The sequence below is a fragment of the Lacrimispora sp. genome, from assembly GCF_047605665.1.
Classification (GTDB): Bacteria; Bacillota; Clostridia; order Lachnospirales; family Lachnospiraceae; genus Lacrimispora.
Map to the genome: position 1 here is coordinate 17,769 of NZ_JASGFH010000025.1, position 15,454 is coordinate 33,222.

The 15,454-nt window shown below is 45.1% G+C and carries 13 protein-coding genes; 10 read left to right on the forward strand and 3 right to left on the reverse strand.

Going from position 1 to position 15,454, the window contains the following annotated elements:
• The first annotated feature begins 109 nt into the window (after positions 1-109).
• The 3 genes from QM657_RS17425 (at position 110) to QM657_RS17435 (ending at position 2,601) form a co-directional block, all read left to right on the forward strand.
• On the forward strand, positions 110-802 hold the full coding sequence (locus tag QM657_RS17425; protein WP_415067972.1) for a histidine phosphatase family protein: 693 nt from the start codon (positions 110-112) through the stop codon (positions 800-802).
• 61 nt (positions 803-863) lie between these two features.
• Positions 864-1,790 (forward strand): AEC family transporter, encoded by a 927-nt coding sequence (locus QM657_RS17430; protein ID WP_415067973.1) that lies wholly within the window; start codon positions 864-866, stop codon positions 1,788-1,790.
• A gap of 172 nt (positions 1,791-1,962) precedes the next feature.
• The gene (locus QM657_RS17435; protein ID WP_415067974.1) at positions 1,963-2,601 is read left to right on the forward strand and encodes an NUDIX hydrolase; all 639 of its coding nucleotides are present in this window, start codon (positions 1,963-1,965) and stop codon (positions 2,599-2,601) included.
• A gap of 98 nt (positions 2,602-2,699) precedes the next feature.
• Here QM657_RS17435 and QM657_RS17440 read toward each other — a convergent pair whose 3' ends face one another.
• From QM657_RS17440 to QM657_RS17450, 3 genes are read right to left on the reverse strand one after another with little or no spacing between them, the layout of a single operon-like run.
• Complete coding sequence (locus QM657_RS17440; RefSeq protein ID WP_415067975.1) at positions 2,700-3,815, reverse strand: anaerobic sulfatase maturase; 1,116 nt, start codon at positions 3,813-3,815, stop codon at positions 2,700-2,702.
• 2 nt (positions 3,816-3,817) lie between these two features.
• A complete protein-coding gene (locus QM657_RS17445) occupies positions 3,818-5,452 on the reverse strand; it encodes a response regulator (protein WP_415067976.1) in 1,635 nt (544 codons plus the stop codon).
• A 30-nt stretch (positions 5,453-5,482) separates the two neighbouring features.
• Positions 5,483-7,279 carry a sensor histidine kinase gene (locus QM657_RS17450; RefSeq protein ID WP_415067977.1) on the reverse strand — a complete coding sequence of 599 codons (1,797 nt, stop codon included), beginning with the start codon at positions 7,277-7,279 and terminating at the stop codon, positions 5,483-5,485.
• Positions 7,280-7,507: 228 nt separating this feature from the next.
• Between QM657_RS17450 and QM657_RS17455 the strand changes: the two genes are divergently transcribed.
• The 7 genes from QM657_RS17455 to QM657_RS17485 all read left to right on the forward strand — a co-directional run bounded on the left by QM657_RS17455 (position 7,508) and on the right by QM657_RS17485 (position 15,435).
• Positions 7,508-8,857 (forward strand): ABC transporter substrate-binding protein, encoded by a 1,350-nt coding sequence (locus tag QM657_RS17455; RefSeq protein WP_415067978.1) that lies wholly within the window; start codon positions 7,508-7,510, stop codon positions 8,855-8,857.
• 93 nt (positions 8,858-8,950) lie between these two features.
• Positions 8,951-9,868 carry a carbohydrate ABC transporter permease gene (locus QM657_RS17460; RefSeq protein ID WP_415067979.1) on the forward strand — a complete coding sequence of 306 codons (918 nt, stop codon included), beginning with the start codon at positions 8,951-8,953 and terminating at the stop codon, positions 9,866-9,868.
• 12 nt (positions 9,869-9,880) lie between these two features.
• The gene (locus tag QM657_RS17465; protein WP_415067980.1) at positions 9,881-10,708 is read left to right on the forward strand and encodes a carbohydrate ABC transporter permease; all 828 of its coding nucleotides are present in this window, start codon (positions 9,881-9,883) and stop codon (positions 10,706-10,708) included.
• 5 nt (positions 10,709-10,713) lie between these two features.
• Positions 10,714-12,102, forward strand: coding sequence for a sulfatase (locus QM657_RS17470; RefSeq protein WP_415067981.1), 1,389 nt, complete (start codon positions 10,714-10,716; stop codon positions 12,100-12,102).
• Between the two features lie 179 nt (positions 12,103-12,281).
• A complete protein-coding gene (locus tag QM657_RS17475) occupies positions 12,282-12,545 on the forward strand; it encodes an HPr family phosphocarrier protein (RefSeq protein WP_415067982.1) in 264 nt (87 codons plus the stop codon).
• 392 nt (positions 12,546-12,937) lie between these two features.
• The gene (gene allC, locus QM657_RS17480; protein ID WP_415067983.1) at positions 12,938-14,167 is read left to right on the forward strand and encodes an allantoate deiminase; all 1,230 of its coding nucleotides are present in this window, start codon (positions 12,938-12,940) and stop codon (positions 14,165-14,167) included.
• A 14-nt stretch (positions 14,168-14,181) separates the two neighbouring features.
• Entirely contained in the window at positions 14,182-15,435 is a 1,254-nt protein-coding gene (locus tag QM657_RS17485) for an MFS transporter (protein ID WP_415067984.1), read from the forward strand.
• The last annotated feature ends 19 nt before the right edge of the window (positions 15,436-15,454 follow it).

Below are 15,454 nucleotides of genomic sequence, written 5' to 3' on the forward strand. Positions count from 1 at the left end.
GATTGATCAGGCCCAGGATTTTTTAAATCCCTTCAAGGTTTTATTGTCTTTATTTATCATAAATGCTATGATAAGAAAAGATTATTACCGGCAAAAAGTGAGGATAAGTATGAAATTAATTTTGATAAGACACGGAGAACCGGACTATTCCATCGATTCTCTGACTGAGAAAGGTTTTAGAGAAGCTGATCTGCTCTCCGAGAGGGTCGCAAAGCTTCCTGTTTCCGCATTTTACTGCTCTCCTCTTGGAAGGGCGAAGGACACTGCAAAACCAGCTTTAAAAGCTCTGGGCGCTGAGGCAGAGATACTGCCATGGCTTCGGGAGTTCCATGCTCCGGTGGGAGAGGGTGAGACGAAAACAATACCCTGGGATTTTATGCCGGGATACTGGACGAAGCAGGATGAATTTTACAACAAGGATTTATGGTTTGAAAATGAAATTTTGAAAACAGGACCTGTAAAGTCTGAATATGATACGGTAGCAGCAGGCCTTGATGAAATCCTGAGAAAATACGGCTATCACAGGGATGGCAGAATGTACCGGGCCGATCCGGGAAGTGACGATACCGTTGTCATGTTCTGTCATTTTGGCGTTATCTGTGTTATGCTGTCTCATTTACTTGGGATTGCGGCTCCGCTTTTGTGGCAGGGCTTTTTTCTGGCGCCTTCGTCAGTGACCACGCTGGAGACAGAGGAGCGGATACCGGGGGAGGCGTATTTCCGGTGTAAGGGAGCCGGGGATACGGCTCATTTGTATGCGGGAGGCGAGCCGGTTTCCAATTCCGGTTTTTTCCCAAGGTGAGCCGCTGCAGCCAGATTAAAATTATAAAGGAGATTTGCCGGACACCGTGCAAGCATAAAAAATGAGCCTAGCGTACATTACAGTTAATAAAATTATCGAAATGTTTTTAATTATGGCAATCGGAGCTGTTATCCTAAAAAGAGGAATGGCTGACGGCGAAACCAGCAAAAGGCTGTCCTCCATCCTGCTCAACGTAATCACTCCCTGTATGATCATCAACTCCTATCAAATTGAATTCAACAAAACACTGTTGATCGGTTTGATGGTGACCGCAGGTTTATCGGGAATCAGCTTTCTCATGTCCATCTTCCTTTCCGGATTTTTAATCCGGTCCAAGGGGAATCCTGATATGGCAGTGGAACGGATGTCCGTGGTTTATTCCAACTGCGGCTTTGTGGGAATTCCACTGATCAACGGGCTTTTGGGCGCAGAAGGCGTGTTCTTCATAACTGCCTATATTACGGTATTCAATATTTTGATCTGGTCCCATGGAATCACTCTCATGAGGGGAAGAACAGGAAATCTCGTCTCCACCATGAAGTATTTTGTCAACCCTTCCACAGTGGCAATCGGAGCGGGTATCCTTTTCTTTGTGACAGGTTTTCATCTGCCGGAAGTGGTGAAAAATCCTGTGTCCATGATAGGAGCCATGAATACCCCTGTAGCGATGATGGTTTCCGGAATGAATCTGGCGGAGAGCGATCTGCTTTCCTGCTTAAAAAGCTCCAGAACGTATGTGATCAGCGCTGCAAAGCTTCTTGCTGTTCCGTTTATCACCCTGCTGCTTCTCATGGCGGTGAAGGTGGACCGGACCATTGCGATTACGGTTTTAACTGCCTCCGCCTGTCCCAGCGCGGCGACCAGCATCATGTTTGCCTTGCAGTATAATAAAAACAGCCGGTATGCCTCAGAATTAATGGCAGTGACCACGATTTTATCACTGATTACCATACCTGTCGTCATGCTGGCCGGTGGAATGGTTTTATAAAATGCCTGATCATATCGCTTACTGGCTCTTCGCCATTAAGGCTGCCGATGTGATTCTGGTTATGAAAGATGGGAATATTGCAGAAAAAAGGAACTCATGAAGAACTGCCGGCAGGGAATACTTTTTGTAAAGAGCTGTATAACAGCCGATTCAGCGGATCGTAAAGGAGGCTATGATGGAAGAGAAGGAGAATTTTTCAGCCCGGCATCCTGGAATCCTGGGGGAAGAAACCTTTAGGCAGTATGCGGTGTTCATTCCCATGGTCCGGATTTCAGGAGTCACTTATCTCGTATTTGAGAAAAGGTCCGGAAATTTAAGACGCCAGCCAGGGGAAATCTGTTTTCCCGGCGGGAAGCTGGAGCCAGGAGAGAGCCTGCGGGAGTGTGCCGTGAGGGAGACCGTGGAAGAACTTAAGGTCAGCCCGGACCAGATTGAAGTCCTTGGACCGGGGGATGTCTATGTGTCTCCTTTTAATTTGATGATTCATCCTTTTATTGGCTTTATAAAGGATTATGAGGACACTTTCAGCACCGATGAAGTGGCTGAAATCATAAAAGTCCCCCTTTCCTATTTTTTCTCCCAGTCGCCGGAAAAGTATGTCAGCAGGCTGGTTTCCCAGCCTCAGGAAGACTTTCCTTACGAATGGATACCTGGAGGAGAAAAGTATCCCTGGGTAAAGGGCACCTATGATATTTTGTTTTACCGGTATGAAGGCTGGATTTTATGGGGGATGACAGCGCTGATCGCCAAGTCGGCTGTGAATCTGATCCGTGAATATGATTTGAGCGGAGAACCGGATGGAGATTGTTAGAAAATTGTGAAATAACCGGATTTCGGTTAAAAAGGAGCGGTTGCAAAAGCAACAGCTCCTTTTTTATGTAATCTGGCTGAGCCTGTATTTCACCGGGCTCAGCGGCGGCTTAAGTATTGGGCTATCTGATTAAGCCTCGGAAGGCAGTGCTCAAAGAACATTTTGTAGGATTCGCAGAAATAATTTAAATGAACTTCTTCCCCTGACATGATCCGGTGGCGGAAGCATCCTCCCCGGCATAAACGAAAGAAGGAGCAGGAGCGGCACTCTTTATCCGGAAGCTTATCATCATCCAGAAATTTAATTTTCATCCTGGTTTCATCGATTTCCTCAAACCCGGCATTGTTTAAATTCCCCAGCTTATAGTCATCCAGCACAAAGAAATCACAGGGATAGACCTCCCCGTCGGATTCGATGACGTACTGAATGCTGCAAAACCCGTTCATATCGCAGGATTCGGCTTTTCCTGTCAAAAGGAGAGAAATATAATTGTAAAACTGACGGATAAAGACTTCCCTTCCGTTTTTGAAATCCTCAAACCACAGATCAAAGAGATCACACAGAAACTGCCCGTACATCTTTGGCGTGAGAGAGTATTCCATGGCCCCGGCTTCTTCGTCAAACGGGTCCAGGCAGGGGATGAACTGGAGATATTGGAACCCCATTTTCCTGTAATACTGGTAAATCTTCTGAATGGCAGGGGCTGTTTTCCGGTTCACCACCGTGAGGATGTTATATTCCACCTGGTACCGGTTAAATAAGTCAATGGTTTTCATAACATTTAAAAAGGTGCCTTCCCCTGCCCCATTTTTCCGGAAAGCGTCATGGGTGTGAATGGTTCCATCCACAGAGACACCGATTAAAAAATGCTCTCTGGCAAAAAAACGGGCCCATTCCTCATCCAGGTTATAGCCGTTGGTCTGGAGGGCGAAGTGCAGTTCCATATTTTTGTGGTTGTATTCTTTGGCCAACTGCACAGCCCGTTCAAAGAAGGGGAGGCCGATCAACGTAGGCTCCCCTCCCTGAAAGGCTATGGTGCAGGAGTTGTCTCCGTAATCGAGAGCCTTTTTTATGACGTTTTTTAAGGTTTCTTCCGACATAAACCCAAAAGAAGCCTGTTCCCGCTTTTCAATAATATCGTGATAAAAGCAGTACTGACAGTTCATGTTGCACATGCCGGAAGAGGGCTTGATTAAAAGATTGACTGGAGGCATGGCTAATTCCTTTCATCAGTGAGTGTGTGGACGGCTCTGCTTTCGTATTCCCTCGGTGAAATTCCCGTGACTTTTTTAAATACCTTGCTGAAATAATAGGGGTTGTCAAAGCCGAGCCGGTCGGATATTTCATACATTAAATATTGGTGGGTGTCGATCAGCTCTTTGGCATGCTCGATTTTCACCTGGGCGATGTAATCGGAAAGGGTGATTCCAGTCAGCTTTTTAAAGGTATTGCTCAAATGCCCGGAACTGATATTTAAGGCTTCCGCGACATCGGTAAGGGTCAGCTTTTCCGTGTAATGGTCATTGATATAAGCTCTGGACATGTCAACCAGCTTATCGGAGCGGGTGGATTTCCGGTCCTTTAAAAGGCGGCATAATTTTTCACAGAAGCCATGAAGCCACTCCAGAATATCCTCCAGGCTGTTAAAGTGGTTTAACTGGTCGGCGATATTGATGGTATAAGGGAAGATTTCCTCATAGCTGTCATCCCCGGTTTCAAAAAACGAGTAAAGATAGGTATAGACGTTGATGCAGGCGCTGGTGGCCTGTTCCTTGCTGGGTTTGTTGTCCCGGAATAAGGTGATGATCTCTTCAAAGATGGCTTCCAGCTTTTCACTGTCATTCTGGCTGATAAAAGCGGCCAGGTCTTTTTTAAACACATTGATATTGAACTTTTTTGCCTGACTGAAATGAAGGGTCTGGCCTTCATAGAAGATGACCCTTGAGGAAGAATCAAAGTAATAATACTCCAGGGAAGTGGAGGCTTCTGACAGGGCTTTAGGAAGCTCTGATACCTGCTTTTTCAAGCTGCTGACTCCATAGACCGCAGACAGTTCAAAATAAGTTTTTAAAGCCACGCTCATCTTCTGGCAGAAATCCCTGACAGACTCCTGAAAACCGGCTTCCTCTTTTGAGGCGTCCTTTAAGGAGGCGGTCAGCAAAAAGGTCTCCTGGCGGTATTCCAGCACCGTGTGGTGGAAGAAACACCTGCCCGCGATTCCGCCCAGAATGTCCATGAGCTGTTTGCTGACAGAAGCCAGATCATACCGCTCTCCGCTGGTATCGAAGTCTACGTAAATGGGAGCCAGGGAAAACATGATGAGGAAGGGAGCCGGATACTGCTCTGTAACCTCCTGGGGAATTTCTTCTATCTTCCCGGTCTGAAAGAAAAGCTGCCGAAAGGCGGCCTTTGCCGGGCCCTCCTGGCTGTATTTCATATCGCCGCCATAAAGCTGGTTCTTTTTGTGGACCAGCAGCTCGCAGGCTTCCTTGGCCCTGTTTAAGGCAGTCACAAGGGCTTCTTCGTTTAAATCGATTTTCACCAGGTAATCGGAGGCCCCCAGAGAGAGGGCCTTTTTCACCAGATGGAATTCTTCTAAATTGGTCAGCACGATAAATGCAAAATTCAAATCATCGGCCTTGCATTTTTCCACCAGCTCCAGTCCGCTTAAAACGGGCATACGGATATCTGTAATGACAATGTCAGGATTTAACTCCCTGATCATTTCATAGGCAGCAGGGCCGTTGGTGGCCTTTCCTATGATGGTGCAGTCATAGTCCTCCCATGAGATCAGGGAGGCGATTCCGGCCAGAATCAGCGGTTCGTCGTCAATAATAATAATTCGGTACATGCAATAAATTCCCCTCTAAAGGCCCTTTCCCTAAAATTCAAGAGGAAGGGCAATGGTAATCATAGTATACTGGTCCAGCTCACTTTCAATGGTGAGCCCGTAATTTTCTCCATAGACCAGCTTCAGCCTCCGGTCCACGTTTGGAAGACCGATTCCGCTCATATTGCTTCTGGTCACCCTGGAAGTATCGGTTAAAAGTTTTTCCATGTTTTCCGGAGATATGCCGATGCCGTTGTCCTTGACGGTCAGGTAAAGGACGCCGTTTTCGGCAAAGACATGAATCTCGATGAGCCCGTTTCTTCCGCTGGGCTCAATTCCATTGAAGATGGCATTTTCCACAATGGGCTGCAGGGTCAGCTTTACAATCTTGGCATCGTACAGCTTTTCCTCGTCCACCTGGGTGGTCACATCAAAAAGCTCAATATATCTGATTTTTTCTATAATAACATAATTCTGGAGGAAATCCAATTCCTGACGTAGGGTCACCTTTTCATTAAAGCCCTTTGCCATGTTTTTTAGCAGGGAGGAAAGGGCGGTCACCACCTGGACAATGCCGCTGTTTTTCTGCATGATGGCAATCCATTTGATGGAATCCAGGGTATTGTAGAGAAAGTGGGGGTTGATCTGGGCCTGGAGCATTTTGATTTCAAGGTCCCGCTTCTCTTTTTCGCTCTGGACTCTCGTTTCCAAGAGGCTGGAAATCCGGTTTGACATCTGATTGATCTGTTTTCCGATGCTTCCGATCTCGTCGTCTGATTCAATGGACTGGTCCGGCTCAAAGTTTCCGAGAGAAATGAATTCCAGGCGTTTTTTCAGCCTCTTAATAGGTGCGCCCAATTGCCTGGATATGATCCAGGATAAGGTCAGTCCTATGGTGGTGCAGAAAAAGAAGATGAGGAAAATCGTGCCTCTGATCACGCCGTGATCTAGGTTCAAGCTGGATAAGGGAAGAATCTGAAAGAAAATCAGGCCGCTGACCGACTGCTTCTGGTAGGTGACGATACAGTCTTTTCCAGACAGATTTGTGCGGAAGCTGCCGCCTGTTTCTTTGGCGTTCTTTAAGATTTCCATCAAACCGGAAACGTCAAACGAGTCCCCGTTGACGGAAGAAATGATCGTTCCGTCTGCCGTTGCCGCATACAGAATCTGATTTTCTCCCATACTTTCCAGTGTATCGGAAAAAAGACGGGGAGAAATAGCGATAAAGATCCATGCATCCTCCGGCTTGACGGTTGAGGCATACTTTAAAGGCCTTAACAGGGGAAGGAGCCTGGGCGTGTTGTATTTTGTGACGGAAAAAGGATTGTCCTCCAGGGAGAGAAGATACTGGGTGTTTTCCTTGGAAAGCAGATCATGAAACCAGGAAGCATTTACAATGTCGTTTACATCATTGGAGGAACCGTATGCAAACCCGGCCTGCAGGATTACGCCCCTGTTATATAATGCGATTTTGTAAATGTATTTGCTGTATCCTGAAATTGCGCACAGATCCCTCAGCACGTCGGAGGCATAGACACTGATATAAGATAATTCACCGCTGTCGGACCGCCTGATGCCAGGAGCGGAAAACAGGGATTTTCGTTCGGCACAGGTGACAATGATATTGACCATTTCTTCATAAGCCACCTCCATCCGGTCGGAGAGAATCTGAATCTGTCCCAGGGAATTCTCTGTTTCGTTTTGAACTGCATTCCTGTAATAGGAATGGTAGTTATAAAAGCTGACGGCACAGGCAATGCTTATGACGACCAGCAGATTGTATAAAAGCAGCCTGTATTGGAAGGTACGGGGCATGGCAAGGTTCCTTTCTTTCCTTATGATAAACATATCATATATTTTCTTTCGCAGAAATTCAATAAAATCAAAACCTAATCTTGAATTAATATAAGAATATGAAAAAAACACATCTTTTTTATGAGTATAAACGGAGCGAGGCAAAAAAAATAATAGAATTATGCAAATCGTTCATTTTGAATCGAATAAAATTCTGGTAACATTGCATTATAAAGAACGCACGGTTATGTGTTTCTTACAAAAAAGGGAGGTTTTACTATTATGAGGTTAAAACGGATTTTAGCTATCACATTAGCTACCGGAATGGCAGTTACATCTTTAGCTGCATGCGGCGGCGGAAAAACAGCAGAAACTACTGCAGCAGCAGACCAGACAACAACAGCGGCTGAGAAAGCCGAAGAGACAAAAGCACAGGATTCAGGAGAGAAGAAGGTTCTTTCTGTTACAACCTGGGATAATGAAACATCACCCACATTCCAGGCAGTCATTGATGCTTACAAGGAAAAAAATCCAAATGTGGAGATTAACGTTATTGATACATCTGCTGAAGAATACAATAACGCTCTGGGAATCAGTTTATCCGCAGCACAGCCTGATCCTGATATCATCTGGGTAAAAGATATGGGCTCCATGCTTCAGATGGCGGACAAAAAACAGCTTCTTCCTCTGGATGATTTCATGAAGAAGGACAATCTGGATTTATCTGTTTACAATGGCGCAGCAGAACAGCTTCAGTATAACGGAGTAACTTATGGACTTCCATACCGTTCTGACTGGTATATATTATACTACAATAAGGATCTTTTTGACGCTGCCGGCGTTGCTTATCCGACTAATGATATGACATGGGAAGAGTATGATGCTCTCGCTGCAAAGATGACCTCCGGAGAAGGCAGTTCAAAGGTGTATGGAGGACATAACCATATCTGGCAGGCACTTGTATCCAACTGGGCTGTTCAGTCTGGTGAGCATACAGTAGTTGAAAAGGATTATTCCTTCTTAAAGCCAGGTTATGAGAATGCTCTTGCTTTACAGGAAAATGGCTATATTCAGGATTTTTCCACATTAAAGACCGGAAACATCCATTACTCTTCCGTATTCAAAAACCAGCAGTGTGCTATGATGCCAATGGGAACCTGGTTTATTGCAACCATGATCCAGTCCCGTGCATCAGACGAAACTTCCTTTAACTGGGGCATTGCAAGAATTCCTCATCCTGCTGATACAGAAGCCGGTTACACAGTAGGAGCTCTTACTCCGGTGGGAATCAGCGCTTACACTGATGAGCCTGAGTTATCCTGGGATTTCGTGAAGTTTGCAACCAGCGAGGAAGCAGCTAATATCCTGGCTGAACAGGGCGTATTTACCGGTATCCAGACAGAAGAATCTTTAAAGACCATTGCTTCCGCACAGTTCTTCCCAGAGGGAGATTCAAACCTTGAAGCATTGTCTTACAACCACTATATATTTGATCGCCCATTAGATCCACAGATTACTGAAATCAAAAAGGTACTCGAAGAAGTTCATGAAATGATCATGATCAAGCAGTATACCGTTGATCAGGGAATCGAAGAGCTGAATAAACGTGTTGCAGAGATAAAGGGCTGGTAAAAAAAACTAATTGCCCGGAGAGCGCCTTTTCCAACATTATGACTAGGCGCTCTTTTTGCGGCAATGAACAGGTGAAAAGGAGGCAAACTCTGTATGAAAGAAGTAAAAAAGACATTGACGTCACATCAAATGAAGGAAATCCGAAGTAACCTGATTGGTTATTCCTTTATTCTGCCCAATTTAATTGGATATGCGATTTTTGTATTCATTCCAGTTGTTTTTTCTTTTGTTTTAAGTTTTATGAAATGGGATGGCTCCCGGACTCCCATGGAGTTTGTTGGATTGAGTAATTTTGCCAAGATTTTCAGTGATGATCTTTTTGTTAAATCCTTTATCCATACCATTCAATATGCTTTGCTCACTGTATTCCCGACCTTAGTACTGTCGCTTTTACTGGCAGTTCTGCTGAATAAAAAGTTAAAGGGAGTCGCAGTTTTCCGTACAGCATTGTATTTTCCCTATATTGCTTCTATCGTGGCAGTAGGTGCGGTATGGAATATGCTGTTCCAGCCGGATTTTGGACCGATTAATGAATTTCTGAAATTTATCGGCATTTCCAAGCCTCCCAGATGGGTGGTGGATGTGAAATGGGCCATGGTGGCTATTTCCGTGGTAAGTGTATGGAAATACATGGGATACTATATGATCGTGTACCTGGCGGCACTTCAGGGAATCTCAGGTTCTCTTTATGAAGCGGCCGGAATAGACGGAGCCAACGGCTTCCAGAAGCTTCGGTATATTACCATTCCCATGCTGACGCCAACCACGTTCTTTGTTCTGATCATGCTGACTATTCAGTGCTTTAAGGTATTTGACCTTGTATATGTAATGACAGGAGGAGGTCCCGGCAACGCCACCAAGACCCTGGTCAATTATATTTATGAAAAAGCATTTACCAGTTGGGAGTTTGGAACGGCAAGTGCAGGAGCGCTTGTTCTGTTTTCTGTCGTGCTTGTTGTCACCTTGATTCAGTTTGCCGGTGAAAAGAAGTGGTCTAAGGATATGATGTAAGGAGGGAAGGCAATGAAAATGAAAACAAAGGATTTAAAGATACTTCTGTATCTGGGATTGACTGCTTTATCCCTTTTTATGCTGGTGCCATTTTATTGGATGGTAATATCCTCTTTAAAGCTTAATAAGGACGTATTTTCCATACCTATGACATGGTGGCCGGATAAGATGCATTGGGAGAACTACAAAATTATCTGGAAGAAGCTGCCCCTTATGACCTTCTTTATGAATACTGCCAAGCTGACGGTCATTACCACAGTCATCCAGTTGTTCACCAGTTGTTTTGCTGCCTACGGCTTTGCGAAAACACGTTTTAAAGGCAAGGACCTAATCTTCCTTATGTATGTGACCACCATCGCTATTCCATGGCAGGTATACATGGTTCCCCAGTTTATTCTGGTTTCCAGGCTCGGCCTTAACGATACCCATTTAGGGTTGATTCTGATGCAGGCGTTTTCTGCATTCGGTGTGTTTTTAATCCGTCAGTTTTATGTCAGCATTCCGGATGAATTATGCGAGGCAGCCAGAATAGACGGGTTAAATGAGTACGGCATATTCGCAAGAATCGTGTTCCCTCTTGGAAAGCCTGCAATGGCAACCCTGACTATTTTTACATTCACCAATGTATGGAATGATTTTATGGGACCGCTCATTTACTTAAAGACAAAGGAATTAAAGACGATTCAGTTAGGTATCCGGATGTTCATATCCCAGTTCGGAGCGGACTATGCATGGATCATGGCATCTTCGGTATGCTCTTTGATCCCTGTTATCATCGTATTTTTAAGCTGTCAGAAGTTCTTTGTGGAAGGTGTTGCTGCCAGCGGAATAAAAGGATAAGAGGAATGAAAACAAATCTTTTATACGTTTTTGCGGATCAATGGCGGGCACATGCCATAGGATATCAGAATATGGATCAGGTGGTAACGCCCAACATTGATTCCTTTGCAGAGGAAAGTATGCGGTTTACCAATGCATACAGCACATTTCCCCTGTGTTCTCCCCACAGAGCCTCTCTGATGACCGGAAAATATCCCTTCCAGGTGGGAATGTGGACCAACTGCAAGGTGGGGCTGGAAGAAAAAATCATGTTAAAGCCCCAGGAAACCTGTATCGGCAATGTATTAAAAGACGGAGGCTTTGAAACCGGTTATATCGGAAAATGGCATCTGGATGCTTCAGAGCTTAATTTCACCTCTAATCCTCCTTCCGGTGCAAAAGGCTGGGATGCCTATACGCCGCCGGGAGAGAGAAGACAGGGATTTGATTACTGGCTGTCTTACGGCGCCGATGACGAGCATCTGGACCCTCACTACTGGCAGGATGACGAGAAACAGATCAGGCCGGGAAAATGGTCTGCTGAGTTTGAAACTGACAAAGCCCTGGAATATATGGAAAACAAGGCAAAAGAAGAACAGCCCTTTGCTCTGTTCTTATCGTATAATCCGCCCCACCTTCCCTATGAGCTGGTTCCTGACCGGTATTATGAAAAATTTAAAGATCTGGAAATTCATTACCGGGACAATGTGCCGGAGGAGATGCGGGAAAAGGGCGGTCTTTTAGAAACTCAGACCAGACAGTATTTTGCCGCAATCTACGGCATTGATGAACAGTTTGGAAGAATCCTTCAGTTTTTAAAGGATAATCACATGGAAGAGAACACTCTGGTGGTCTTATCTGCTGATCATGGAGAAATGCTGGGTTCTCATGGCCTGATGAGCAAAAACATATGGTATGAAGAATCCATTCATATACCCCTTATGATGCGTCAGAAAGGAAGAATAGAACCGGAAGATAACGATGCCATCTTTGCAAGTCCGGATCACATGCCAACTCTTTTGGAGCTGTTGGGCCTTCCCGTACCGGATACGTGTGAGGGATACAGTCATGGAGGCGGAATGTTTGGCACTGATAAAAACCAGCCCCAGGATATGTTTCTTTGCTCCTATCCTGGCTCGGCTGATCTTGTTAAGACGTTTTCCGATCAGGGCCTTACTCATAAAGCATATGGCTGGCGCGGAATTAAGGATAAGCGTTATACGTATATCATGACCAACGGCTACGCTCCGGGAGAGCCTCAGAGGGAATATCTCTACGACAGCAAAGAGGACCCATATGAGAAAAATCCCAGGCCGGTGGAACCGGATTGTGAGAGTGAGGAAATTCTGGCATACCGTTTGAGGCTGAAAGAGTATTTGGCTCAGACAGGCGACCCTTTTCTGTGGAACCGGTAAATCCATTCAAATAACCCTGTATTTTACCATCGGCATTTTGCCGGTGGTATTTTTTCGCTGCCGGCTTTTCTGTAATAAAGTGGACATATTTTTTCCGGGCATGTATAATGGTGTTAAAAATTATTTGTGGTTTCCTGATGTCATTTTATAAAATGTACAACCGTGTACAGGGAGGGAAGATGAAAACACTTCATTACACAATAAGAGAACCGTATGGAATTCATGCGAGACCGGCAGTCATGCTGGCCAGGGAGAGCCGGAAATACGACTGTAAAATCACAGTTTCTTTTGACGGACAGACCGCCGATGCTTCTGATATGGTGGCAATCATGGGAATGAATCTAAAACTTGGGGACGAAATGATTTTGGAGTTTACCGGCATTGAGGAAGAACTGGCTTATAACGGGATGCAGGAGTTTTTACTCACCAGCCAGATTCTTTAATTCAAGCCGCTGTCTGTGTCCCGTAAATCCGGCATGCGGACAGTAGAAATGTGAAAAGAGAAAATGACGTGTTTTAATTTTGGGCTCTGCCTTTTTAATCCGATGATTCGATTAAAAAGGCAGAGCCCATTTTTGTGTTAATTAAGATATTGTGACTAAAAAGTATGAAGTATCTGTAGAAAAACAGAAAAGTCGCCGTAAGAAAGAGGTGAGATTGAAAAATAATTAACAATATGCTCAATGAAAGCCCTGAAAATCAAAGTGTTATTGTGCCAAATATACAAAAAGTAAAAAGCGGATTATCCCATTTGGCTGATGTATTATGAGGAAAATATCTTTACAATAAAAGCATAGATTCGAATCCATAGAAAAAGGTTCAGGAGGTAGCACAAATGGATATTTCCGTCAATGAAATTAAAGAGATATTGGATTGGATGTCTTCTTACGGGAAAAACGAAGCCGGCGGTATGACCAGACTTCTGTATTCCAAAAGCTGGCTTGAGGTGCAGATGGCTCTGAAAGAAAAATTCGAGCAGATAGGCATGGAGACCAGGTTTGATGAAGTGGGGAATTTATATGGAAGGCTGGTGGGAACGGAACCGGAATCCGGCACAGTTGCCACAGGCTCTCATGTAGACACGGTAGTCAATGGAGGGAACTTGGACGGCCAGCTTGGAATCTTCGGGGGGTATTTAGCGGTGAAAAGCCTGCTGGAAACATGGGGAAGGCCGAAAAAGAACCTTGAGGTCATTTCCATGGCAGAAGAGGAAGGGAGCAGATTCCCCTATGTCTTCTGGGGGAGCAAAAACCTGTTTGGTTTAGCTAAGAAGGAAGACGTTGAGAATATCACGGATTCAGAAGGAATCAAATTTGTGGATGCCATGCGCGGATGCGGATTTGACTTTAAAAAGGATACAGGCACTTCCATGGGTGATGTGAAGGCGTTTGTGGAGCTTCACATAGAACAGGGAAATACCCTTGAGATGGAAGGAAAATCGGTAGGAGTTATCACAGGAATTGTAGGGCAGAAACGGTATAACATCACCTTAAAGGGCGAGGCAAATCACGCCGGAACGACCCTTATGAAATACAGAAAGGATGTCATTCAGGTATTTGCTGAAATCGTCACGGATTCCTTAAAGAAGGCGAGAGACATAGGAGACCCCCTTGTTTTGACCTTTGGGAAAATTGAGGTAAAGCCCAATACCGTGAATGTGGTTCCGGGGGAAGCTTTGTTCACCATGGACTGCCGCCACACGGATAAGGAGCTTTTAAAACGCGTTACAGGTGAGCTGGAAGAACATATGAAGCAGATCGCCGGCAAGTATGGGGTGGAAATTGAGATTGACTTATGGATGGATGAACAGCCTGTTCCCATGGATGAAAAAATGATTGGCCTGATCGAAGGTGTATGCAGGGAAAAAGGGCTGAACTACCGGATGATGCACAGCGGTGCGGGCCACGATTCCCAGATCATAGCGCCGAGGATTCCCACCGGCATGCTTTTTGTCCCAAGCATCAAAGGAATCAGCCATAATCCTGCGGAGAGAACAGAACTGTCTGACTTAAAGCAGGGAATAGAAGCCTTAAAAGAATCTCTGTATGAATTATCTTATAAATAAGAAAAGAGGACACTATGGGAGATCAAAGTATAACAAAACAATTACCGGAAAATTATTGGAAGACAGTCGTATTTACCTTCTGCTTAGGCTGGGTGGTTATCTGGATTTACCGTTCCATGCTGTCGCCGATTTATTCAGAAATCCAGGGAACCGTAGGCGCCCAGTCAAATACGGCAATGGGTTTGATCGCAAGCTGCTACTTCTTCGGATACACGTCCTTGCAGATACCGTCCGGATTTTTGGTGGACCGGTTTGGACAGAAGCGGGTTCTCATACCGGGCTTTCTCATCTTTGCTTTAGGAGCCTTCAGCATTGCCATGTCAAAGTCACTGAATACGATTTATTTAGGAAGCGTATGTGCGGGAATCGGCTGCGGTACTTATTACGGGGCTGCATTTTCTTTAACAGCCCAGCACGTGCCACCTGAGAAAAAAGGCATCTCCACTGCCATTGTCAACAGCGGTTCTGCTGTGGGATTGATTCTCGGAATGACGGGTTCCAGCTTTATCGTCAAGACGTTGAAGATGCCCTGGCAGACAATGGTGACGATCTCAGCCAGCCTTATTGTACTGCTGGTGGTCTGGTTTGCCATTGCCATTAAAGACAGGGGAAAACATCAGGCAGCTCAGAAAAAGACCAACGCAAAGGCCGATGACGGGAACTCGGAGACAGAGAAGAGGTCTTCCCTCCTTTCCCTTAACATGATTTCCTGTTACATACTGTATTTTTCCACGTGTTATGCTTATTATCTGATCGTAACCTGGCTTCCCAAATTCCTGGAGGCGGAGAGAGGAATTGCCGGCGGAAAGATCGGCCTTGTGGTTTCCATGATCTCTGTTACAGCCGTACCGGGCGCACTGTTTTTTGCAGGGCTTTCTGATAAGTTCAGAGGGAAAAAGGCACTGATCATCATCGGCCTGGAATTATCCGCTTTTGTTCTGGTGGCTTCCTCCATGTTAATGCCGGACGCATTATCCCTGACCTTTATTTTGCTGCTCTACGGCTTTTTGGGCAAGATGGCAGTTGACCCTGTCTTAATCTCCTATGTGTCAGATAAAGCCAGCAAAAAGAACATGGCGACAACCCTGGGAATGTTCAACTTTTTTGGAATGTCTTCATCCATTATCGCTCCGGCATTTACAGGCTTTATTATGGATAAGACCGGATCAGGTGAAGTGGGATTTTATGTGGGGGCATTGCTGCTGATTTTAGGAACAACCCTGTTTTTGGTATTTAACGCGAGGACGTTTTTCGGCAAAACAAAATAATAGAAGAATAAAGGAGAAT